This is a genomic window from Candidatus Nitrosocosmicus sp. T (assembly GCF_054408485.1).
The window spans coordinates 21,227-43,346 of record NZ_CP166992.1 but is presented as its reverse complement, the minus strand read 5'-3'; the positions used below and the strand labels follow the sequence as shown (position 1 = coordinate 43,346).

The window sequence follows — 22,120 nt, the reverse complement described above, 5'->3', positions numbered from 1 at the left end:
AATCATAATGATAACTAACTGTTTATGGAATTAAACAAGTATTAATTTCTAGCCTTGTGGCTTTCTAAGCTTCTCGGGTTCTCAGGTTCTTTTTGATATTATGTAGAAACCATGAGCAGAAATAATCAAAGCAGCCAAAGACATCTTTGTAGCAAATACCAAGTTCCATGGTGTATCAGGATTAGGATAGGGCATAAATAAATCATCTAATCTTAATTCACCGTTGATTAAATCAGCAGTGATTAATGCATTCCATATTATAAAATTATAAAAGAATTCATAAATTGAAATTATTAGTATTGCAAGAACTATCAATTGCAAAATGGATCTGACACTTTTTGGTATATTTTTTACCTTATCTGCTCCAAGTTTAGTAACGCAATACCAAGCTACGACAGACACTATCATAAGATAGGTTACCAATTTTGCTAACCCTTTAACTGGAAATTCGGTATTAACCAATACCTCTCCTATTATGACCCTTCCGGTATTCAAATATTCATCAAGGCTTATATATAATGAATAAAAAGTAATTGTTGCCATAAAAAATGCACATAAATAAAAAATGACGAGGTAAAATCTCCTAGAAAGAAATTCGTCTTTTTCTATTGTTAATTTCATTTTCATTTATATTAAAACCGATTTAAGAACTCATATAAAAATGGTATTTTATTAAGAGAAAGCCCAGTTCCAATTAGTTCATTCTGTATTGTTAGTCATTGTAAATTATTTTCAAATGTTTTTAAAATTTTGTTTATATCGGCTTCAGTTATCAGAGGGTGAACGGGTAATGACAATACATGATTCCAAGCCCAAATAGTGTTGGAGAGAAGAGTATCAGAGCTAAGATCGTTGGAGTGACTATAATAAGGAGTCCTATGTATCGGTGGATCATAATAGACAGTAGCACCAATTTCTTCTTCAATAAGATTATTTTTGATCAACTCTCGTTGAGAATCTTCTTTGAATCCAATAGTAAAGAGATACCAATTGAATTTCTTATTTTCAGGTTCGTGAGGCAATGTAAGTAAGCCTTTTTGTTCAAATTTCTTTAATCCATCAAACAATAATTCTGCATTTGTTTTTCTCATTTTTAGCATCCTGTCTAGCTTTCGCATTTGGGCTATTCCAATGGCTGCACTTATTTCTGGTAACCTCAAGTTCAGACCAAATACCTGTGTGTCATATCCATGTACCATGCCATGGTTTCTTATCATTAACAATTTTTCATATAGATTATCATCATTAGTAACAATCGCCCCTCCTTCTCCAGTCGTGAGTACTTTACTAGCATAAAAACTAAAACAACCTAAATTTCCTATTGTACCAGTTTGTTTTTGATCATATAATGAACCTAATGACTGACATGAATCTTCTACTACTTGTAGTGAATTATCTTTTGCAATAGAATTGATTTCATCCATATCAGAAGGATGACCGTAAAGGTGAACTGGGATAATTGCTTTTGTGTTGCTATTAATTTTTTTTACAACATCTGAAATGTCTAATGTGTAGTCATTCTTGTTTATATCGACAAAAACAGGCTTTGCTCCAGCGGCAATAACTGAATTAGCCGTAGCTACAAAGGTAAATGATGGAAGAATTACTTCGTCGCCTTGTTTAACTCCCAAAGACAGCAAAGAGGCATGTATAGCAGATGTTCCCGAATTAACGGCTATTACATGCTTTACTTTGAGATATGATTTTAAAAGATTCTCAAATTCTTGTACCCGTTTTCCACCATTCTTAGCTGGAGAAGTCAAAGCATTTTCATCTAATACTTTCAAAACTTCTTGTTTAGTTTCGTCATCCAACCACGGCTTATTTATCGGAATCATTATTTGATAATTATTATTAAACAGATATAAAAATCAGTAATAAACGGGTCTAAATAAAGAGAAATCGATTATTTTTATAGCTCGTCACGTACAGAGCGCCCACTAATAGATATTAAAAAGACCAATCAATTAACCAACCAACCAATTTATGATATTCGAAAATTCTAAAATTACAAACCTCTATTGTGGTGACCCTACTCCAGCAAAATATGCAACAAATTAGTAAATGTCTAACAATTTATATTTTTTGTACTACTTTATTTAACCATAAACCATAGTATAGGTAGACAAGTGCCTCTACTGATTTTCTAAACGGAGTGAGGATACAATATGTGTTAAAATATAATAGAGGGCAATAATAATTAGTTTTAGTGCAGATGTGGCAGAGTGGTCATCCTAATACAAAATTATTAGGACCATAGTAATGCGTCGGCCTTGAGTCAATAACAAGGTAGATTAAAAGAAAGCCGATTCGCCATACGGCGATCAGGAGTTCAAATCTCCTCATCTGCGCTGAAAATTTTTGATTTTGATGTAGGACTAGCACATTGGCTTATTTTCCAATTCGGCATGAAAGATCATACAATTTAAAAATATATGGGCTGAATCAAATGAAAAAACAAAATACCAATAATCATGAGTGGTATGGCAACCAGATGAAGAGTAGAATAATCGATGTAGATATAGAAACATAAAGGAACTTAATTTGCTAAAGAATAATATTTTATATTGACTCTAACGCAAAATGTAGGTTATAAGATAAGATGATGAATAAATATCTAGTCATAGTAATAGGAATTATAGTTGTAATAATAAGCGCATTAACAATACTAAATACTCCTTCAGATACAACGATCCTTTTACCTTCACCATATGCAGAAGATAGTGCATCTGCTGTCAACGTTATAGCGGGTGGTTTAGAGTTTCCTACAGGAATAGCAGTTTTACCAGATAAAAGAATCCTAATAACAGAACAGACAGGAAAGATACTAATTCTTAATAGTAACGGATCACAGCTAAATAATTACGAAGTAATTGATAATTATTTTGATGAAGGGGCAGGACTATTAGGAGTAGCAATACATCCTCAATTCGTTAATAATCATTATTTGTATCTTTATCATACATATAAAAACAATGATAATCAGATATTCAATAAAGTAATTCGATTACAAGAAAAAAATAACTCACTCACTGAAACAGAGACAATAATCGATAATATACCGGCTTCAAAACTCCATAACGGTGGAGTATTAAAGTTTGGACCGGATGGAAAATTGTACATAAGTGTTGGCGACACTACAAATTCAGAGTTATCTCAGAATTTATCTAGTTTGGCAGGAAAAATACTCCGTATAAACGATGATGGAACCACACCAAATGATAACCCATTTCCTAACTCTTCAATTTATTCATATGGCCATAGAAATGTTGTAGGTATTACATGGGATTTTAACAATAATACAATGTATGCTAGTGAAGCTGGCAGGATTGGAAATGACGAAATCAATATAATCAATCAAGGCGAGAACTATGGCTGGCCAATAGAGGAGTGTGGGAATTTAGAAGAAAGTTTATTTGTTAATGCAAAATTCTGTTTTACTCCTTCTATATATCCCTCTGGAATTTTGATAAGCAATTCCACGGAACTAAATTATTATGGAAAGTTAATTGTGGCTACTTTAAAAGGAGAACATTTGAGAAGTATTGATCTTGTTTCAAAAGATCAATCTTCCATATTAACTGGATACGGTAAAATTAGAGAGGTAGTAGAAGATAACAATGGATCATTGTATCTAATAACAAATAATAGAGAATTTTTTGATAACAATGGTGGTGGTGACAGGATCTTGAAAATAGTTAAAAATGAGGAAAAGTGAGGAAAAATTTGGGAAAAAAAAAATTTAGAGACATGGGTCATGAAGAAAGACTTCAATATATCAAGATAAAAACAAGCTTGAATGACAGCGAAATTGATTTGTTTAAAAATACATCAATATTTAAATTTGATAATATCGATGGAATGATTGAAAACGCTATTGGAATTTTTCCACTCCCTATTGGAATAGCAAATAATTTTGTCATCAACAATAAGGAGTATTTAATTCCGATGGCAATAGAAGAACCATCTGTTATAGCTGCTGCAAGCAATGCTGCAAAGATAGCAAGTAAAGGCGGAGGTTTTATGGCTCACGCAGATGATTCTATCATGATAGGTCAAATTCAATTAATCCCAAATAGTTCAAACGATCAAACAGTAGTTCAACATCTAATTGAGTTAATATCAGATAATAAGATGGAAATAATATCCCTAGCAAATACTAAAAGCAAATTTGCGAAATGTATAGACATTAAAATTAAACAAGTCAACGATGAAAGCATAAACAAACTCGGACTAATGATAATAATAGAAATTATGGTAGATACCAAAGATGCAATGGGTGCAAATGTAATTAATACCATGTGTGAAACCATTGCACCCGAAATAGAATCATTAACAAGTTGTAAGGTAATACTAAAAATTTTATCCAATTATGCAACGCAGCGCTTGGTAAGATGTAGAGCTATATTTCCAAAACAATTAATCGGTGGCGAAGAAATTCTTAAAAGGATTTTATTTGCTTATTCCCTAGCGTTCACTGATGTCCATAGAGCTGTCACTCATAACAAAGGAATTATGAATGGAATTGACAGCGTAGCAATAGCTACCGGTCAGGATTTTAGAGCTATTGAGGCAGGATGTCATGCATATGCGTGTAGAGATGGACAATATAGATCTTTGACTAAATGGTATCAAGATTCTAATGGAGATCTTGTGGGAGAAATAGAAATTCCAATGGCAGTAGGAATAATTGGTGGAATAACAAATACGCATCCTATCGTTAAAGCTTGCTTGAAATTAATGAATATATCAAATTCGCAAGAATTAGCAACTGTTATAGCTGCTTCAGGATTAGCTCAGAATTTCTCAGCCATAAGAGCTTTATCTAACGAAGGTATCCAGAAGGGACATATGAAATTGCACTCAAAAAATATTGCAATAATAGCAGGAGCTACAAATGACAAAATAGAAATGGTTTCCAGAAAAATGGTTGAAGAGAGAAATGTATCGGTTTCAAGAGCCAAGGAAATTTTAGAATCATTAAAAGAAAATTAGGCCTTACTTGATAGAATAAAAAGTCGAATTAATAAAACAAATAAACAACGTAATAATTAGTATATTCGATATAGGTATCAAATATGGGTCTTATAAAATTCGTGGTGCCCAAAGGCAGTATAGAAGAGGCTACTTTTAAAATGATAGAACAAGCATGGCAATGTAGTGTTAGTGGTAGGGGTAGAATATACAGAGTAAAGATTGCAGACCCAGATATAGAAGTAAAGATTCTAAGACCTCAGGAGATTCCAACATACGTACAAGAGGGATTTCATGATGTTGGAATAACAGGTAAAGACTGGATAAAGGAAACGAATGCTGATGTCAGAGTATTGTTAGATTTAGAATACGGCAAAGTTAGGCAGGTAATAGCTATTCCGGAATTTTTTGAGTTCAATAATCTTGATGAGTTGATAGATAATTTTGCTCATAACAAAAAGACTTTGAGATTTTCAACAGAGTATCTAAAATCAGCATCCACGTATATAAAATCTAAGGAGAGTTATAAAAAACACTTTGGAGATCTCGACCCCATAATAGTAACTCCCTGGTCTAGGACTGGTAATAATAAAATGATAGAGATTTTTTTATCATTCGGAGCAACAGAGGCAAAACCTCCAGAAGATGTAGATGCAGTTTTTGACATTACAGAAACAGGAACCACCCTTATTCAAAATAATTTAAAGATCATAGATCAAGTAATGGAATCTACAGCAGTGCTCATCGCAAATAAAGATGCTCTAAAGGATCCTATAAAAAAGGAAAAAATAATAGACATGATTGTCCTATTGAGAGGAGTAGTAGAAGCAAGAAAAAAACTACATATTTTTGTTAATGTAGAAAAAGACAATCTTGAAGAGTTATTAAGTATTCTTCCATCATTGAAAGGTCCAACTATAAGTAACTTAAGTAAAGAGGGATGGTATGGAGTAAATACCATAATAGACAAAAATGAGTTTATCAGACTTATTCCAACCATCAGAAAAGTTGCGCAGGGGTTGGTAATTTTGGAACCAAGTCAAATATTATCAATGGATAAGATCATTCTAGATAATAAAGATGAAATAAAGTTTGATTAAGATTATAAGAATTAGAGAGCCTCAAGTTCAAGCTAATGAATTAAGAGAAAGATCTTGGAATAAGGACCTTTCAATTCCAACAAAGAATGTTCTAAAAATCATAAACGATATAAGAAGAGATGGAGATGAAGGGTTATCAAAATGTATTGAGAAATACGAAAACGTTAAGATTGATTCATTTGTTGTTAGTAATGCTGAGATTAAAGAAGCCTATGAGAACGTCTCAGCCAAGCAAATAAGAATAATAAAATACATGAAATCCAAATTAGAGAAAAGTGAAAAAGCAGTAATCGATAATCTTAAGAATATAAAAATTGATTCAGACGGAATTAAGATAAACAAAACAATAATGCCTATTTTTAGAGTAGGATGTTATATCCCAGGGGGCAAAGCTAGATATCCAAGTACAATAGTAATGTGCACCATACCAGCAAAAGTTGCAGGAGTAAAGCAAATCGTGGCTATTACACCACCTATGAAAAATGGAAAGGTGGACCCCTTGACTCTTGTTGCAGGTAACATCTGTGGTGTAGATGAGTTTTATAAGGCAGGCGGTGCGTATGGAATAGCAGCACTGGCTTACGGTACGAAGACTATAAAAAAAGTGGATAAAATAGTCGGACCAGGTGGAGTATATGCGTCTGTTGCAAAGTCAGTGGTATCAAAAGATGTATCAATAGACATGATAGCAGGTCCGACCGAATTATTAATATATGCTGACGAAAATTCAAATCCACGATATATTGCATTAGACTTGATCTCACAGGCAGAACATAGTGAAGATACACTATGTGGGGTAGTAACGAAATCAACAATTGTAGCCACAAAGATTTCTGAAGAATTAAATAGAATAATAATTAAAGAGGGTGAAATACCTAGAAGAGAATTTGTCGAAAAAAGTATAAATGATAATGGATTCATAGCATTATGTGAAAATAATGAAGAAATAATAGAATTCATTAATGAATTTGCTCCTGAACATCTTGAAATATTTGCAAGTAACGATAAAAAAATAGTAAAGGAGATTTATAATGCAGGATTGATATTGATTGGAGAATATACTCCATCATCTGTAAGTGATTATTGTCTTGGCTCTAATCATGTACTTCCAACTTACAGATTCGCAAAATCCAGATCAGCACTATCTGTTTTAGATTTTATCAAACTGGTAAATGTGATAGAAATGAAAAGAGATGCTTTAAAAAAAATTGCTCCAATCATAAAAGAAATAACATCAACCGAAGGATTATTTAATCACTATGAAGCGGTAAAGGGAAGGATAAAATGATGGCGGATTGGTTAGATAAGGAACTTTCCCACATTAAATCACACAAACCTTATACAAGGCCAGAAAAAATTCATGACTTCTATAAACTAGATTCAAACGAAAATTTAGTTTTAGAACCGAGATTTATAAAATTAATCGCATCAAAATCTCTTCATGAAAGCGACTTTAGAGAATATCCATTAGAACAATTTGAAAAACTGTATATGAAATTGGCAGATTATACTAAACTAAGTACAAGAAATATTGGCATAGGTAGTGGATCTGACCAAATAATGGATTTATTATTATCAACAATAGGCAAAGGAAAAAAGGTTATAACAGTGAACCCTACCTTTTCTTATTTTACAGATAGATGTAATCTGTATAAAATACCCACTAAATTAATAGATCTTTCCGCTATTGATAATTCCTTTAACCTTGAACTCTTTATCAAGAAAGCGAGAGATTATGATATTATATATATAGCATCACCAAATAATCCTACTGGAAATCAATTTAAACTCGATGATATTTCAAGTATAATAGATATTTTAAAAGATAAGTTGATAATAATCGATGAAGCCTATGTAGAATTTGCTGAATATAGTTTATCTAATATAGTAACAAAATATCGCAATGTTTTAATTATGAGAACATTTTCAAAAGCTTTTGGTCTGGCTGGAGCCAGAATAGGATATATCTTGTCTAACGAAGAGATATCAGATGTTTTCAATCAATATATTCAATTACCGTATCCATTAAGTAGTTTCTCTATGCAATTGGCAATTGAAGCACTTGAAAATATCCAGATTGTAAATAGAAGTATAGAAGTAATAAAGAGGGAAAGATCAAAAATGTTTGAACGGCTAAATAAATTAGACAAAATCAAAATATTTAAATCAGATTCTAACTTCTTTTTCTTTCAAACATTTAATCACTACAATAAAATCAAAAACCAATTATTAGATGAAAGAATACTAATAAAGAATTTTGGAGACATTGGGAACTACAATGGAGCAATGAGAATTACAATAGGAAATACAGAGATGAATGAAAAGGTAATATCTGTAATTGAAAAGTCATTGTCGATATAGTGATCTTTGGTTAATAAGTCAAGAATAAAATTTTATATTGATAATATCAGTTTTTCATATCGTTATCACGCGCATCATCATTATCATCATCAGTATTTTCGTTTGTATTATCAATCATCAATTTTTTTTGAGTATAGATATCTACTTCTTTGGCTACAGGAGTATCCAAAATCTTTCGAATTTTTTCTGCACGTATGTTTCCAAGACCTGGTATCCTAGCAAGCTCTGCTATCGAAGCATTCAAAACATTCGCAGGAGAATGAAATTTATCCAACAATCTGGTAGCTAACTTAGAACCTATTCCAGGTAAAGAGGTAAGAACATATAATTGTTGAAGAAGGAAAGGATTTGATTTTTTTATCTTTTTAAGCAAAGGCCCATCATTTTTACTCTTAAATTGATGGGAAGCTAATAAAACCAATAATTCAGCAGTATAAAATACAGAATTAGTATATAAAATAGGTATTCGAAAATCAAGTGCTACTCTTATCAAAGTTTCATATGCTATCCGTATTTTATCGATAATTAATTTAGGATCATTTTCAAAATGTTCTCTTGTATCGAGGTCTGTTAAATTTCCTTCTATAATAATCAGTGGCTTAGTATAATAATTTATTAAATTGGAACATTGAATAAATATGCGACCATCATAGACAGAATTTATCAAATCATATATGGTTTTTCTTTCAATAACGGTCTCAGGAGAAACAATATAATCTCCAACTGTTAATTGTTTATAATCGACAAATACCCCCTTAAGTTTAAGTAGGTTAGGAACTCGACTATTTTTCTCTCGCTCATCTGCAACAATTCGAATAGCCAATGCAATAATAAAAAAGCATATTCTTAATTAACATTCATAAGAAAAAAGTTGTTATTGTGGAGGTTGATTAAATTTATTGGATTGAGATCCCCCTTGGGCCATATGCATCATTTGATTAATCTTATTTTCCACTTCTTTTAGATTTTCCTTGACCCTAGATTCTTGTTTGCCTAAAACTACAGTCCTGGTATTGGATAGTTCTTTCTTTTCTTCTAGTTCTTTTATTAAATTATCCCTATCAGATTTAACCAGTAAAGGGCCTGCAAGCTTGTATACGACATCATCAGAAGTAGTTTTCTTTAACTCCTCCAAAGCCCTTTCCGTTTCAGATATTTCTAGTTCAACCTGTTGTTTTTGCATCATTATTGCTTGAAGGTTTTGCTGTAATTGTTGTAATCTTGCAAGTTGCTCTTTTAGCCATGGAGGAAGCTCTTGTTCACTCATTGTTAATACAAAGTAACTAAATATTCACTAAGATAAAAATTATTACAATAATATATCATAAGTCAACATACAGTACAGAATATGCTAAATCTAATAGTCTCAAAAGAGATAGTAGTGACGCACGGAACTTAGATATGTTGTTACCGGATATTGACAATATTATACAATCATTTTCTATAGAAACAGTAACATGAGTATCAAAATCGGGCGTAGATTGAATATCGCCTTTTAATGCAACAAAAATAGAATTCAACGGTTTTTTTAAAAAATCACCGTCATCATTATTAGAGTGGAAAAATCTGTTATTATGGTCTATATCAAAATAAATAAAAATTTTAGCCTTGAAGCTTTCCAAGATTTACGTCATAGGCTCCTGCTGCGACTTTATATTCGCATTTACGACACTGCCATATACCCATTGCTACTCTTTTAAATTGAAATGAAGTACAGCTTGGACATCTCCTTTTTTGCTTTAATGTCCTATAGACCTTACCATATCTTTTTCGTACGGTAGCACCAAACTTAACACCCAAACCTTTTAATGCTGTTGAACCCTTTTTTCTTTTAACCTTTAATTCAACTCCTTTATTTTAGAGCGCATTTCCTCTCCTTTAATTCTTGCTATTTCAGAGAACTGGACAATCTGATTGATGGAAAATGGACCCGTAAAGCCTTTTTGTACAGCAACTATATTTCCATCGGATTGAGTTGTCATAGTTATGCGCGCATCCATGCAAGCTTCCTCTTCTGTTGTGGGATCTAATAAGACTGATTCTCCAATTCTAACCGCTGTAATAGATATTGGCATTGTAGTAATGGGTGGAGGCATGGTTTTACCAGTATCAACCACCTGTTCATCTTTAATTTCATAGATCGGAAATTTACTTGTTAAAAGAGCAGACACTACTGCATAAGATGTAGCATCTAACAAATTACCGTCGCTATTTATGATGCTACAGTCAACAAAAACAGTATAAACTATTTTTCCAGGAATCAAAACCAATTTATCTAAATCTAGCATTTCTGATTCGCGTATTCCTCTATCAACAACCCTTGATAATTCTATTGCGTCCTCGTCAGGAGGTCCAGGTTCAACATGTGATGAGGCTGTAGGTAAAACTTCTGCGGACATGATCAATGCACCTTTATTTTCTAATCCTTCAAATGGTTCGCCTGTTTCAACTTTAACACCTGCTATGACTTCGGTATTCCCTAGCTTTACCTTTGCAGAACCAGAGGCTTTATCTATTATTCCTACCTCAATTTCAAAATTTCTGTACGACTCAAAATCGCGACCATCCAATCTTTTTCCCCTAGATAAAGCTTCTATCATTTGTTGTTTTCGTAATTGTTCAACAATTACTGTAGAACGTTTAGAGGAACTCATGCTTCTTCCTTCAACTCCATTTCATTACCAAAATATTTTTTCATTAGTGCTTCTTTTTGTATTTCATATACCAACTTGCATCCACTTATTGCTTTTTCTAAACATTCACTAAATTGAGCTGTAGTTAGCTTACCATCTAACTGCAGCAAAGTTACTTGTTCCAAATTGGGCAAATAAGCTACAGGCATATCAGCATCTCCTTCTTTATCTTCAAGATCATTAATGTCTAGTACAATATTTTCTGATAACCGTCCAGCAGCACAAGCAGAAACCAAATCTCGCATATTAATTCCAGCATCAGCTAATGCTACAGATGCTGCATTTATGCCAGCACACCTAGATCCACCATCGGCTTGTAATACTTCAACAAAAACATCAATTACTGCTCGCGGGTAGTCACTTAATATTAAGGAGGGTTCCAAAGATTCACGCATTACTTTAGATATTTCTACTTCTCGTCGAGAAGGAGCAGGATTCTTTCTGGTATCCGTAGAAAATGGAGACATGTGATATCTGCACCTCAGAACACACCTATCTGGAAGAGCCATGTGTTTTGGATGAACTTCACGTGGCCCGTAAACAGCTACAATTATTTTATTCTTTCCGAATTCTATAAAAGCTGAACCGTCAGCATTTTTCACCACACCGACGGTAATCTTGATTGACCGCAATTCATCTATCCCTCTACCATCGGATCTTTTTCCATTTTCATCCATTAAAGTTAATTCTTTCAAATTAGACATATCCTATTTGATCACTCTTGTTTTTTTTCTTTTTGATCATCATTGCTATCGTTGTTGGATGACTTTTCAGAATTATCATGTCTATGCTTTTCTTTTGAAGTAGAGCCAGATTTACTATTATTCGGTGTAGGTGATTCGGTACTGGATTGTGGCTGTTTGGGTGATTCAGTGGGTGATTCAGTGGGTGATTCAGTGGGTGATTCAGGTACTGGATTGTGGCTGTTTGGGTGATTCAGTGGGTGATTCAGGTACTGGAAGAAACATTCATTGATTCTGGTTGTTCTGGATCTTCAGGGTCTTGAACATTTAGTAAAGTTTTGACTCGTTGAGTAAGATTAGTAGTATGAGACTCTTCCTCTACCAATTTGATAGCCTTTGCAGCCAAACTGAGGCCATCTGGGTCTCTGCCTGTAACAACTACGATACCATTTTGACCGATTATTACTCTTGTTTGGGTAGCTTGTTCTATAGTTTGAATCATGGAACCACGTTTTCCAATTAATCTTGGAACTCGAGTAGGAGAAATTTTTATGAATTCGCCGTAAGGGATCTTTCCCAAATCCTTATCTTGAACTGTAAGCATGGGGTCTCTAGTTCTATCAAAAGATACAATCCTCGCAATAATTAAGTCGCCTATGCTTAGTTGTCGGCCCATATCATCTTTGGCTGGTGAAAAATCTCGCCCAAACACATCTTGTGCAGGCAGATGAGCGAAAAAGCATGCATTAATATCAACATCCCAAGATAGAGAAGATCGATCAATAATCTTTCCTATTACTAAGTCGTTAACACGTGGAATATAAACACCCGATAAAGGTATAACTTTAACACCATCTTTACCAGCTTCAGCAATCCCCACTCTGGTAGATACTAAATAATTACCACTCTTAATAACATTCATTAAAGGTTTATAATTACCTTCAATAATTTTATCTCCAGGTATAACATATCTCCTCTTTATTTCCTGCATTTTAGAAATTGTCTACCTCCAATAACAAAATAGATGTAAAATGAAACTTTTTCATATTTCTATATCTAATTATCTAGAAATTGTTCTATAATATAATCTGTAAGTAGTTATTCCTTAACTTGTGCGGATCCTTTAGTCAAAGAACCTATGCGTTCGAGAAAGTTCCCTTTCATACCAGCATTTATTTCTATATTTACTTTTAAAGAACCATCTGATAGCCATTCTTCAGAAGTTAGAACGCCTGAGCTTTTAATAAAATTATAACTAGTGGAGGAAAACGAGCTTGGTATAAGAATAACAAGTTGCAACATTTCAGATTTTAATGGAAGAATTTTTCTAAGAGAGTCAACAATAGATTTGACTTGGTCTTCTGGTTTCTTGAAAGGATCAATTGTGACTCTTACATCTTCTAGTGCATTTTCTATTCGTTGAACAGGATGAGGAAGTTTTGTTTTAGGATCTACAAAATTTTTATTTATGTATTGAACAACCTGTTTTCGCTTGTCCTCTACCATTTTGCGCCTTTGATCTGTGGTAAGATTTAGTTCTCCCTTAAGTAATATTTGTTTGATTATTTCATTAGAGTCACTAGTTTTGAAATGTTTATTTAATTTATCAGCGGCAACTCTAGATCCTTTATTTGCATCTGAATATATTTCGTCTGAGACTAATACGGATGACAAATCAGTTCGTTTGCCCAATTTATATTCTAATGCAGGATCTGGCTTTACTAAAATTTCAAATCTATCATTTCCAACAGTTAATTTTACAACGGTAACTTTTGAATCAGCCATACAATAGAAAATTAACTGTGATATATTAATATAATAATATTTAGCAGGACGCAATATTCATTATAGATTCATTACATTTTTAATATACTTAAGATTAAAATTATTTGATTTGATCTCCATAGATTTAAAGGTTATTGAGAAACATGATGAAAGAATAACCATTAAATTTAATAACGTACCTCGTCAGTACGTAAATGCAATTAGGCGATTATCAATTAGCGAGGTGCCTACTTTTGCTATTGATGACGTAGTTATTCTAGAAAACTCATCAGTAATGCATGATGAAGCAGTTGCTCACAGGCTTGGTTTAATTCCACTAAGGACTGACTTGAAGAAATTTTCATTACCTGAAGAATGTAGTTGTAAGAGTACATTGGGATGTACGAATTGCCGAGTTTTATTGCAACTAGATGCAGAAGCTAATGAAAAAACTAAAACAATTACTACTTCAGAGTTAATTTCAGAAGATGAATTTGTAAAACCGGTTAGTCAGGATATCCCCATCATTGTGCTTGCTCCTGGTCAAAAAATAAAGTTTGAGGCATATGCGAGGCTGGGATTTGGTAGGGATCATGCAAAATGGCAGCCAGCTACGATAGCAGTAGTAAAATATGGTGAAAATGAAAATGAAAATGAAATTTTTTTAACTGTGGAATCTAATGGAGCATTAACTGCAGAAGAAATAATCATAGCAGCAATTGAGCAATTAAATAAAAGCATAAAGGAGTTTGGCGAAACAATTAACGCACTCCAAATACCGAACAACCTCTAGGTAAATTTATTTGGTACTTTATACTCTTTTAAGTGGAATAGCAAATAATGTTTAACGATACTTTAATAGATAATACAATTTGGATCCTCCGTAAAGCATTTAAAAGTAACAAGGCACAGGTTTGGAAAGCATTAGAGAAAGAATTTTCCAGATTTAGATCAAACAGAAGACAAGTCAACATCCAAAGGTTGGATAAAATTACTAATAACGGGGATATAGTAGTAGTTCCGGGCAAGATTTTAGGCAATGGAACGTTGGGGCACAAATTAACAGTATATGCATATTCATTTTCAGAAACTGCCATCAGTAAATTGAACACGGCAGGGGCAGAAGTTGTTTCATTACAATCATTAATAAGTAAATATCCTGATGGTAAAGGTGTAAAAATAATTGGTTAAGGAAACAAAATTGGATACAAAACCCGAAGAAAGTCAATCTCAACAAAATAAGCTTATAGTAGTTGATGCAACAAATTGTATTTCGGGAAGGCTCTGTTCCAAGGTATCAAAATTACTATTGCAAGGTAATAGAGTATCCGTAGTAAATGCTGAAAAAGTGATGGTATCCGGAAACAAGTATGAGGTCATCGAGAGTTACAAGAAACGATTAGAAGTAGGATCAGTTGTTAATCCCATACACGGTCCATTTCACCCAAGAAGACCAGACACCATAATTACAAAAATGATAAGAGGCATGGTCCCAAAAAGAAAATCCAGTGGAATGCAATCTTTTAAGAGATTAAGGGTATATATAGGAGTACCAGATGAGTTAAAAAATTCAGCAATGCAATCATTTGAGGACGCAAAAATTACTAGACCCGAATCATTTTACATATCCATGAGTGAAGTGGCAAAACAGATAGGTTGGAAAGGAGTAGTTCAATAATATGAATAAAATAGATCTTTATCCGGGCCAAAGAAAAACATGTAGAGCAGTAGCTACAATAGTCAAAGGAAATGGAAAAATTAGAATTAATAATATTCCTGTAGAAGTCATTCAACCAGAAGTAGCAAAGGAACTCATTTTAACACCTACGAACATAATTGGCGAACTACGGGATAGGGTAGATGTTAACGTGCACGTCAATGGAGGCGGTTTTATGGGGCAAGCGTTTGCAAGCGCAGTAGCAATTTCACGTGCATTAACAGGAGAAACAAAGGGTGCAAAGGATCCAAGGGATCATCCATTTACAAGAAACATCCGAGAAGAAATCAAGAAAAAGATAACAGAATTTGATAGACATTTGCTGGTTGGGGATCCAAGACAAACAGAATCAAAGAAATATGGTGGCCCAGGGGCTAGAAGAAGAAAACAGAAATCATATCGTTAGATATTTTTTTTCTTTTGGCATACTTTTTGATATCTTAATTAGTACAAAAAGATAGAATACAATATGTCACACAATGGCATAGATATAGATCAGTATATACTGTTGATTATATATCCTAGTATAGCATTTTTTGCAATAGGCTTTATCACAAGAAAAATAGATTTAAGAAAGACAATTACCTATGCCTTACAAGCCATAATCTGTTTTTGCTTTTCGATTGGTTATTATATATTTATACCCTATGGCGGTGCTCAGGGTTTATCATTAATATTGGGACTATTTGGGATTTTATTAATAATTATAGCAAGGAAAGAAAGAATTTCTCCGGTTACTACTGCAGAAGAAGCGAATGAGAAAGGAATGAGAAAGGAATGAATCAAAAATGTCGGTTTTGTAATTCTAAAAGAATAGAAAAATGCAATTAACGTCCAGATTTAGAATAAAAAATATCATTAATATAATAGAATTTTTGAATGATATACATGTTGGGAGATTAGCAACAATCGACGTAAACGGATATCCTCAAATAATTCCGATGAATTTTGTTCATACAGTTACAGATTTAAGCAGTAAAAACTTTAGCCTTAGTTACGGGAAACCAACATATCAAGATGACAAGATTGGAAATACAGTCAAAGATTTCAAGCTAGTAAATTATGTCTCTACCAAAAACCCAAGTCTTCATAAACATGTAATTTATATGCACTCCCATCACAAGGGGGAGAAAATTGAAAACCTTACGCGAAATCAAAAAGTAGGATTTGAAGTCGATAAGGAAATTTGTTTTTTACCCTCGTACTATTTTCATCCTACCGATGCTTCTTTTGCGGACACATTGTATACAAGTATAGTAATAAAAGGGAAAGCATCTATTGTTTCTGACAATCAAGAAAAAGCATTTGCAATGAATAAGATGATGCAAAAATATCAATCCGAAGGTAAGTACATTGAATTAACTCAAAATGCAAAATCCATTATCTATCTAACAGTAATAAAAATTAATGTTGATACAATTGATGGTAAATATAAAATCGGACAAGAGTGGTCTGATTCATTTAGGAAGGATATAGCAAACAAGATTATCCGCAGAGAGGGAATTACTAGAGCAAGGAAAATTTTGAAAGATATGAAAATAAATATACTAAAAAATGGAGAATTGGAATTACCAATTTCAGTAAGTATGGAGCTATAATAAAAAGAATCTTACATACTGAATGAATTTATCATCAACAATAATCAAGTTAATTTTTCATACCACAGATTTCGAAAGTAAAAGCAATATACCCGATTACGGAGCTCTCCTTCCGAATTGGGAAAAAATTATCAGTATATTTAGGCATTAATTCTTCTTTTAAAGATAATGCATCTTCTTTTGATATGTCCAATCTTAACATATCTTTACCAAATAGTAAATCCCATAGATCAATATCAACAACTTCTTTTAGTGCAATGAAAGAAATTATCCTGTTGGTATTTGCTTTGTCTACAACTATAAAATAGCTAAATTCATCCTCTTCAGAAAATGGATCAGGTGTGGTAAAACTATCTATATGAAAATAACTAGACAATCTGTTTCTTAATAGGTGTGATGAATAAGACATAATGGCTAGATCAGTAAGAGACAACGCTTTTACAGTAGCTAGAGTAGGCCCTTTAGTATTTAATGAAAGCATATCATAAGTTATAATGTAGGCTATTAATTATTTATGGCGAAATAAAAATTCATTAACATAAGTTTAAAAATATAACAATTAAAGTAAATGTAAGGTAAAAAGCCGGGGTACCCAAGCTAGGTAAGCAATCAAAAAATCCAGCCCTAAAAGGGGTCAGCCTCGAGATCTAATAATGAGGAAATAATAGGATAGATAGCTGATGTCCTTCCGGACTCGTGGGTTCGAGTCCCACTCCCGGCGCCTAACTTGTGGATTCTATCAATACTCTTAAATAATCTGACGAATCACGTTGTAACGTCAACTTTGGGTAACTACGATGATAAAAACAGATTTGGTTTAGAAAAGGGCAATAGCTTAGATGTTAGAATGGATATAATAACTAAATCATTACCTAGACAATATTATAAAAATACATTAAAGAAATTGGCTGAACAAAACTTCCACAATGCAGAGACATTATGTAATTACATCATGGCTGAACAAAATGAAATAAACATAAAGAATACAACTAAGGAGACCAAAATAAAAATTCTGGTATGGTTATCAAATTTTCACAGTGGCAAAAATTATGAACAAATGACTAAAGAAGATATTCTTGCATTTTTAAACAAATTGAGAAAATCTCAAGATGAAGACCCATCTCACAAATGGATTGGAAGTTTCAATGGCAGATATATAGTTCTATCAAAATTCTTCAGATGGCTATTTAATCAAGAAGAACCAGATAATAGACAAAGATCGACTCCATTGTGTATGCAGGGAATTAAGAGATTACCTCGAAGAGAGAAAACACCTTAGTAAATAAAATATATCATGGTAACAACATACCAAATCAAATATTATTGTTAACTGTAATTGCTTTGTCTTCTATCAATCTCTTTTCTAACAGTATGGTAGGACATAGCAATTCGTTACCATCATTTTCTGGATTTGCAGTATCTATGGATTGGATCCATTTCATGGCTGTGTCGATTTGGATAGGTGGCTTGTTTCATCTTTCGCTAGTTCTTGTAAAAAATCTCAAACCTATTGATGACCACGATGATAAATCAAACAGTACAATCACAATTTCTAACGTTTCTAATAGTATAATGAGCATTCACAACATGTCTATTGCTTTAATGTACTTTTCTTTTATAGTCATTATTGCCCTCTGTATAATTGGAATATCTGGTCTCTATCTGGGTTATGTGCACCTTCTGAATTTAAATTCGGTATTTAATACACAGTATGGACAAATACTTGTTCTAAAGCTTGCATTGGCATTTCCATTAATTTTTATCGGAAGATATAACCAGCTTAAAATACAAAAATACACATCCTTGACTTCCAGTATTGTAAAAGAGCTGAGAAATGCTAAAGATAATAACATTCTAAAAAAATATCAAGAAAAGAGGACTACTGTATATATCGCTTTAAATAAATCTCTGATAATAGAATCACTATGGGGCACCTCTGTCCTTATTGTAGCCGCATTTCTTTCAGTGACCTCACCGCCCTCATTAGAGGCCCGAGATCAAGGCTTGACTAGTATTCAAGATAATAATCTTGGAAATACTAGCAATTCATTTTTCCTATATCTAATCATGACTTTAGCTGTCATTATCGCTATAATTGGCATCGTGAATTTTAGGAAGAATCGAAAACAGATTAACTCCATAGTTACTCAGGCAGATACTAGTTAAAGGAGGATAATCGATCTATATTTGAATTGAGAATCTAATTGTTACTCTATGACATCCCTTTTCTAATGTGGTGGATTACGAAATTTAATAAAAATATGGGTAAAGACACAGTATCTTTATTGTAATATAAAAAAATAAAATCTCTAAATAACATACTATACTAAAATTCTAACTCTATCTTCAAGAACAATTATAATATGATCAAAGTATGTATGGAAAATGCCTCAATTAAAACATTGTTACAGTGATACCTCATATCTTTTTTTTCTTGTATAGTATTAGTATGACTATTAGAAACAGTGGCAATATTATTATAATTGCATATACCGCATATACCAAAGTCAATGGAGATATTAATCTAAATGAACTATCAGACACATTTTGTATGCTTTCTGCATTTCCATATGGATTTTGATAGACCACAGTACCAAATTGCACAAATGAACTCTTATTTTCGCCACTTTCAATTCTGATAGTAGTTTTTCCAGGTGAAGAAAAAGTATATGTCTGAACAGATGAACCGATTTGTGTAATTTCGTCAGTTCTATAAATTTCTGTACCATTTTGCATTATTACAAAGTTATACGACCATAAATGTAATCTGGAGTTTTCTGGGGATTCAAAAAAATCCATAATAAAGGATACGGGCTCGTTTGTTACAATAGAGTCAGGAGTCCATGACAAACCAATCTCTACCTTACCATCATCTGTTAAATTGTAAAGAGGAAAGTCGTCAATTCTATTACCCAATTCATCAACTGCAAAAGAAGGTATATTACTTCCAGTAACATTAACTACTTGAACAATACCTTCCATCCAGGGATGAATAGTACAGAAATAATTGAAAGTACCAGAGTTATTAAATTTGATAGATATGGAATTGCCTGTGGAAAACAGACCGCTATCAAATAAACCACTGGGCTTTCCTTGTGAATTGGTCAATAAACTGTTTAATCCTCCACCTATACCACTGGTTACAGTGTGAGGTTCAGTATCATTATTATTCCAAGTAACTGTGTCATTAACATTAATTTTAATTTGACTTGGTACGTACCACTGCCTTGGAGATAGATTCGTTATATCTACTTCGGGATTTGCAGATCCTATAGGTATACTAACCAAAGTCTTGTTAGAATCCTGTTCTTGTGCATACAAAAACGATGATGGGTCCGACTGTTGGACATAAACATAATAAAAACATGACAGTGTCAATAAGGAGAATAATACATAGAAAACAGTCAATTTGTTCTTCTATAATTACTATCACTTATATAGACTTCCAAGCACTGTCAAATCAGTTGGTAGTATGAGGTAATTATCAAATTCAATATTAATTTCGAATCAATCTTACAATTTGATATATTAAAAAGTCCCAATATATCATGCTAAATGAGGTATTTTCACAAATTCTGGATTGGTACTAATACCGTATCTTAAAGACGAATTACCAAAATGATACTTTACACTTTCGGGATCTATCGTAATTACAAATAACAAGTTATCGATAAATAAGGATGATAAAATAATTGTAAGGTTTGTACTAATTAGTTTTTATGTCTTATGGGGCGATATGAAAGGAAGATGCACTTTACACTTTACACTTTACACTTTACACTTTACACTTTACACTTTACACTTTACACTTTACACTTTACACTTTACACTTTACACTTTACACTTTACACTTTACACTTTACACTTTACACTTTACACTTTACACTTTACACTTTACACTTTACACTTTACACTTTACACTTTACACTTTACACTTTACACTTTACACTTTACACTTTACACTTTACACTTTATCCTCCCATGATTGCTTTCCTTACAATCCAAAACTTTTTTTCATCAATAGGATGAGGAATGTCTTCCTCTTTCTGTTCATATAGATTTCTCTCGTAGAGTTTAAAAGTAATTGGTGATTTGGACAATTCTTTTTCATTTAGTGAATAATAAATTATGGAATTACTATTACCTCCTCCGCATGGAAATGAACCCGCAGTAGATGTCCAAAAGGTTTCTTTAATTTTGATTACTGGACAATTACTAATACTTAACTTATCAATACTTTTATTGTTGTTTTTTATGTCAAAATCTATATCAGATCTATCTACAGTGTAAACATATTCAGACATACTGTTTGAAATTTTAATATATTCCGAAGATAAGAATCGGTTCGTATCCATAGTTATTTTTGTCTGATTCATAACCGAATAGCTAGCAGGCAATTGAAAAGTTATGCTCACATTACATTCAGCACATTCAGGTATGTATTTGCTTTCAACAGATAAAATCTTTCTATTTTCATCAAATGAATATCTACAATTTGAATTCTCATCATTTCTATTGTTTGTAATTAGCTGAGAGGATGAATATTTTAGATCTTCTTGAGCTGATTGTTTAACTGTTATGTAACTCTCATAATACATCTTATTCAAAAAACCTTGTTTTTGTTTTAATCGTAATATTAAAAGTTGAGTCGCAATATCCTCAGTTAATACAGTACCTTTGTTTTCATGGCAATAATTATTTGCTGAGAAATTTTCAATTGATCCTTTTATTCTACATGGTCGAATTCTTATTGAAATAGGTATTTCTTTATCTCTGTAATCGTCTTTACTTCCTCTTATAATGGGGTAGTATATGACACAATTCTCATTATCGGCGTCGGAATATTTTGCAGTCAATCCATTTCCATGTTTAAACGCTCCATCTTTTATGCCATTTACAATCTTCCACTCAATTAATGGTTCTATTGGAAGCCTGAATACATGGTTTATTTCGTGATTGCATTGGATAATAATAATTAAAAAGCTTTGAACTGATACCTTTATTGGAAGCCCGTCTCTTTTGTGAAATATGCATTCTTTATTTGGGAGATCATAAGGAATAATTATTTCATTAAGATAATGTCTTATTTTGACCGATAACACCTTTGAACACTTCTTGTTTAAGCTCACCTCGAAAAATTCCTCATCATATTATAGACTTTGGAACATATACGATTGTTCGTTATTAAAACTTGATTCTTATATTTTCAATTTTTAATCGCTTTTTTAGT

27 protein-coding genes and 2 tRNA genes are annotated in these 22,120 nt (G+C 32.6%); 16 read left to right on the top strand and 13 right to left on the bottom strand.

The annotated features are described in order from the left end of the window. Window positions 1-81: 81 nt before the first annotated feature. Both AB0A59_RS00250 and AB0A59_RS00245 read right to left on the bottom strand, forming a co-directional pair. A complete protein-coding gene (locus AB0A59_RS00250) occupies window positions 82-621 on the bottom strand; it encodes a hypothetical protein (RefSeq protein WP_458745452.1) in 540 nt (179 codons plus the stop codon). 95 nt (window positions 622-716) lie between these two features. Further along, complete coding sequence (locus tag AB0A59_RS00245; RefSeq protein ID WP_458745451.1) at window positions 717-1,838, bottom strand: DegT/DnrJ/EryC1/StrS family aminotransferase; 1,122 nt, start codon at window positions 1,836-1,838, stop codon at window positions 717-719. Between the two features lie 373 nt (window positions 1,839-2,211). Between AB0A59_RS00245 and AB0A59_RS00240 the strand changes: the two genes are divergently transcribed. The 6 genes from AB0A59_RS00240 (at window position 2,212) to AB0A59_RS00215 (ending at window position 8,435) form a co-directional block, all read left to right on the top strand. Beyond that, window positions 2,212-2,351 (top strand) — tRNA-Ser (locus tag AB0A59_RS00240). Window positions 2,352-2,602: 251 nt separating this feature from the next. Then, a complete protein-coding gene (locus AB0A59_RS00235; RefSeq protein WP_458745449.1) occupies window positions 2,603-3,718 on the top strand; it encodes a PQQ-dependent sugar dehydrogenase in 1,116 nt (371 codons plus the stop codon). A gap of 8 nt (window positions 3,719-3,726) precedes the next feature. Beyond that, a complete protein-coding gene (locus AB0A59_RS00230) occupies window positions 3,727-4,995 on the top strand; it encodes a hydroxymethylglutaryl-CoA reductase, degradative (protein WP_458745448.1) in 1,269 nt (422 codons plus the stop codon). A gap of 83 nt (window positions 4,996-5,078) precedes the next feature. Continuing rightward, window positions 5,079-6,074: an ATP phosphoribosyltransferase gene (hisG, locus tag AB0A59_RS00225; RefSeq protein WP_458745446.1), complete on the top strand. Its 996-nt coding sequence runs from the start codon at window positions 5,079-5,081 to the stop codon at window positions 6,072-6,074. Next, window positions 6,067-7,362 (top strand): histidinol dehydrogenase, encoded by a 1,296-nt coding sequence (gene hisD, locus AB0A59_RS00220; protein ID WP_458745444.1) that lies wholly within the window; start codon window positions 6,067-6,069, stop codon window positions 7,360-7,362. Before hisG ends, hisD begins: the two co-directional genes overlap by 8 nt. Then, a complete protein-coding gene (locus AB0A59_RS00215) occupies window positions 7,359-8,435 on the top strand; it encodes a pyridoxal phosphate-dependent aminotransferase (RefSeq protein WP_458745442.1) in 1,077 nt (358 codons plus the stop codon). Before hisD ends, AB0A59_RS00215 begins: the two co-directional genes overlap by 4 nt. 46 nt (window positions 8,436-8,481) lie before the next feature. On the opposite strand, the gene AB0A59_RS00210 is transcribed toward AB0A59_RS00215, so the two are convergent. From AB0A59_RS00210 to rrp41, 6 genes are read right to left on the bottom strand one after another with little or no spacing between them, the layout of a single operon-like run. Continuing rightward, a complete protein-coding gene (locus AB0A59_RS00210) occupies window positions 8,482-9,258 on the bottom strand; it encodes an ERCC4 domain-containing protein (protein WP_458745440.1) in 777 nt (258 codons plus the stop codon). Window positions 9,259-9,309: 51 nt separating this feature from the next. Then, window positions 9,310-9,702 carry a prefoldin subunit beta gene (locus tag AB0A59_RS00205; protein WP_458745439.1) on the bottom strand — a complete coding sequence of 131 codons (393 nt, stop codon included), beginning with the start codon at window positions 9,700-9,702 and terminating at the stop codon, window positions 9,310-9,312. 55 nt (window positions 9,703-9,757) lie between these two features. After that, window positions 9,758-10,057 (bottom strand): KEOPS complex subunit Pcc1, encoded by a 300-nt coding sequence (locus AB0A59_RS00200; RefSeq protein ID WP_458745437.1) that lies wholly within the window; start codon window positions 10,055-10,057, stop codon window positions 9,758-9,760. Next, complete coding sequence (locus tag AB0A59_RS00195; RefSeq protein WP_458745436.1) at window positions 10,038-10,235, bottom strand: 50S ribosomal protein L37; 198 nt, start codon at window positions 10,233-10,235, stop codon at window positions 10,038-10,040. Before AB0A59_RS00195 ends, AB0A59_RS00200 begins: the two co-directional genes overlap by 20 nt. 38 nt (window positions 10,236-10,273) lie before the next feature. Beyond that, window positions 10,274-11,089, bottom strand: a complete 816-nt coding sequence (gene rrp42 / locus AB0A59_RS00190; RefSeq protein ID WP_458745434.1) for an exosome complex protein Rrp42 — start codon at window positions 11,087-11,089, stop codon at window positions 10,274-10,276. Continuing rightward, a complete protein-coding gene (rrp41, locus tag AB0A59_RS00185) occupies window positions 11,086-11,832 on the bottom strand; it encodes an exosome complex exonuclease Rrp41 (RefSeq protein ID WP_458745432.1) in 747 nt (248 codons plus the stop codon). The genes rrp42 and rrp41 overlap by 4 nt, the downstream gene beginning before the upstream one ends. A 54-nt stretch (window positions 11,833-11,886) precedes the next feature. Here rrp41 and AB0A59_RS00180 point away from each other — a divergent pair, with 54 nt between their 5' ends. Beyond that, the gene (locus AB0A59_RS00180) at window positions 11,887-12,063 is read left to right on the top strand and encodes a hypothetical protein (RefSeq protein WP_458745431.1); all 177 of its coding nucleotides are present in this window, start codon (window positions 11,887-11,889) and stop codon (window positions 12,061-12,063) included. Window positions 12,064-12,076: 13 nt separating this feature from the next. Here AB0A59_RS00180 and rrp4 read toward each other — a convergent pair whose 3' ends face one another. Next, window positions 12,077-12,802 carry an exosome complex RNA-binding protein Rrp4 gene (rrp4, locus tag AB0A59_RS00175; protein ID WP_458745429.1) on the bottom strand — a complete coding sequence of 242 codons (726 nt, stop codon included), beginning with the start codon at window positions 12,800-12,802 and terminating at the stop codon, window positions 12,077-12,079. 107 nt (window positions 12,803-12,909) lie between these two features. Next, window positions 12,910-13,596, bottom strand: a complete 687-nt coding sequence (locus tag AB0A59_RS00170) for a ribosome assembly factor SBDS (RefSeq protein ID WP_458745427.1) — start codon at window positions 13,594-13,596, stop codon at window positions 12,910-12,912. Between the two features lie 109 nt (window positions 13,597-13,705). On the opposite strand from AB0A59_RS00170, the gene AB0A59_RS00165 reads away from it, so the two are divergent. The 6 genes from AB0A59_RS00165 to AB0A59_RS00140 all read left to right on the top strand — a co-directional run bounded on the left by AB0A59_RS00165 (window position 13,706) and on the right by AB0A59_RS00140 (window position 16,890). Further along, on the top strand, window positions 13,706-14,368 hold the full coding sequence (locus AB0A59_RS00165) for a DNA-directed RNA polymerase subunit D (protein WP_458745426.1): 663 nt from the start codon (window positions 13,706-13,708) through the stop codon (window positions 14,366-14,368). A gap of 47 nt (window positions 14,369-14,415) precedes the next feature. Next, the gene (locus AB0A59_RS00160; protein ID WP_458745424.1) at window positions 14,416-14,766 is read left to right on the top strand and encodes a 50S ribosomal protein L18e; all 351 of its coding nucleotides are present in this window, start codon (window positions 14,416-14,418) and stop codon (window positions 14,764-14,766) included. Then, window positions 14,759-15,253, top strand: a complete 495-nt coding sequence (locus AB0A59_RS00155; protein WP_458745422.1) for a 50S ribosomal protein L13 — start codon at window positions 14,759-14,761, stop codon at window positions 15,251-15,253. Before AB0A59_RS00160 ends, AB0A59_RS00155 begins: the two co-directional genes overlap by 8 nt. Before the next feature lies 1 nt (window position 15,254). Next, a complete protein-coding gene (rpsI, locus tag AB0A59_RS00150) occupies window positions 15,255-15,698 on the top strand; it encodes a 30S ribosomal protein S9 (protein WP_458745421.1) in 444 nt (147 codons plus the stop codon). A 63-nt stretch (window positions 15,699-15,761) separates the two neighbouring features. After that, window positions 15,762-16,073 (top strand): hypothetical protein, encoded by a 312-nt coding sequence (locus tag AB0A59_RS00145; RefSeq protein WP_458745419.1) that lies wholly within the window; start codon window positions 15,762-15,764, stop codon window positions 16,071-16,073. 40 nt (window positions 16,074-16,113) lie between these two features. Further along, window positions 16,114-16,890, top strand: a complete 777-nt coding sequence (locus tag AB0A59_RS00140) for a pyridoxamine 5'-phosphate oxidase family protein (protein ID WP_458745417.1) — start codon at window positions 16,114-16,116, stop codon at window positions 16,888-16,890. Between the two features lie 49 nt (window positions 16,891-16,939). On the opposite strand, the gene AB0A59_RS00135 is transcribed toward AB0A59_RS00140, so the two are convergent. Then, window positions 16,940-17,371 carry a hypothetical protein gene (locus tag AB0A59_RS00135; protein ID WP_458745415.1) on the bottom strand — a complete coding sequence of 144 codons (432 nt, stop codon included), beginning with the start codon at window positions 17,369-17,371 and terminating at the stop codon, window positions 16,940-16,942. A gap of 101 nt (window positions 17,372-17,472) precedes the next feature. On the opposite strand from AB0A59_RS00135, the gene AB0A59_RS00130 reads away from it, so the two are divergent. The 3 genes from AB0A59_RS00130 to AB0A59_RS00120 all read left to right on the top strand — a co-directional run bounded on the left by AB0A59_RS00130 (window position 17,473) and on the right by AB0A59_RS00120 (window position 19,056). Further along, a tRNA-Ser gene (locus tag AB0A59_RS00130) sits at window positions 17,473-17,611 on the top strand. A 63-nt stretch (window positions 17,612-17,674) separates the two neighbouring features. Next, on the top strand, window positions 17,675-18,169 hold the full coding sequence (locus AB0A59_RS00125; RefSeq protein WP_458745413.1) for a hypothetical protein: 495 nt from the start codon (window positions 17,675-17,677) through the stop codon (window positions 18,167-18,169). A gap of 62 nt (window positions 18,170-18,231) precedes the next feature. Next, window positions 18,232-19,056, top strand: coding sequence for a copper resistance D family protein (locus AB0A59_RS00120; RefSeq protein WP_458745411.1), 825 nt, complete (start codon window positions 18,232-18,234; stop codon window positions 19,054-19,056). 252 nt (window positions 19,057-19,308) lie between these two features. Here AB0A59_RS00120 and AB0A59_RS00115 read toward each other — a convergent pair whose 3' ends face one another. Together AB0A59_RS00115 and AB0A59_RS00110 are read right to left on the bottom strand one after the other, a co-directional pair. After that, window positions 19,309-20,298 (bottom strand): cupredoxin domain-containing protein, encoded by a 990-nt coding sequence (locus AB0A59_RS00115; RefSeq protein ID WP_458745409.1) that lies wholly within the window; start codon window positions 20,296-20,298, stop codon window positions 19,309-19,311. 563 nt (window positions 20,299-20,861) lie between these two features. Further along, window positions 20,862-22,019: a hypothetical protein gene (locus AB0A59_RS00110; RefSeq protein ID WP_458745407.1), complete on the bottom strand. Its 1,158-nt coding sequence runs from the start codon at window positions 22,017-22,019 to the stop codon at window positions 20,862-20,864. Window positions 22,020-22,120 lie beyond the last annotated feature (101 nt).

Excerpts from the sequence above, each read along its gene's own strand:
- AB0A59_RS00250 (WP_458745452.1), bottom strand. The coding sequence starts at position 621 with ATGAAATTAACAATAGAAAAAGACGAATTTCTTTCTAGGAGATTTTAC.
- rpsI (WP_458745421.1), top strand. The coding sequence starts at position 15,255 with ATGAATAAAATAGATCTTTATCCGGGCCAAAGAAAAACATGTAGAGCA.
- AB0A59_RS00215 (WP_458745442.1), top strand. The coding sequence starts at position 7,359 with ATGATGGCGGATTGGTTAGATAAGGAACTTTCCCACATTAAATCACAC.
- rrp42 (WP_458745434.1), bottom strand. The coding sequence starts at position 11,089 with ATGAGTTCCTCTAAACGTTCTACAGTAATTGTTGAACAATTACGAAAA.
- AB0A59_RS00140 (WP_458745417.1), top strand. The coding sequence starts at position 16,114 with ATGCAATTAACGTCCAGATTTAGAATAAAAAATATCATTAATATAATA.
- rrp4 (WP_458745429.1), bottom strand. The coding sequence starts at position 12,802 with ATGCAGGAAATAAAGAGGAGATATGTTATACCTGGAGATAAAATTATT.
- hisG (WP_458745446.1), top strand. The coding sequence starts at position 5,079 with ATGGGTCTTATAAAATTCGTGGTGCCCAAAGGCAGTATAGAAGAGGCT.
- rrp41 (WP_458745432.1), bottom strand. The coding sequence starts at position 11,832 with ATGTCTAATTTGAAAGAATTAACTTTAATGGATGAAAATGGAAAAAGA.
- AB0A59_RS00170 (WP_458745427.1), bottom strand. The coding sequence starts at position 13,596 with ATGGCTGATTCAAAAGTTACCGTTGTAAAATTAACTGTTGGAAATGAT.
- AB0A59_RS00245 (WP_458745451.1), bottom strand. The coding sequence starts at position 1,838 with ATGATTCCGATAAATAAGCCGTGGTTGGATGACGAAACTAAACAAGAA.
- AB0A59_RS00235 (WP_458745449.1), top strand. The coding sequence starts at position 2,603 with ATGATGAATAAATATCTAGTCATAGTAATAGGAATTATAGTTGTAATA.
- AB0A59_RS00160 (WP_458745424.1), top strand. The coding sequence starts at position 14,416 with ATGTTTAACGATACTTTAATAGATAATACAATTTGGATCCTCCGTAAA.
- AB0A59_RS00145 (WP_458745419.1), top strand. The coding sequence starts at position 15,762 with ATGTCACACAATGGCATAGATATAGATCAGTATATACTGTTGATTATA.
- AB0A59_RS00205 (WP_458745439.1), bottom strand. The coding sequence starts at position 9,702 with ATGAGTGAACAAGAGCTTCCTCCATGGCTAAAAGAGCAACTTGCAAGA.
- AB0A59_RS00135 (WP_458745415.1), bottom strand. The coding sequence starts at position 17,371 with ATGCTTTCATTAAATACTAAAGGGCCTACTCTAGCTACTGTAAAAGCG.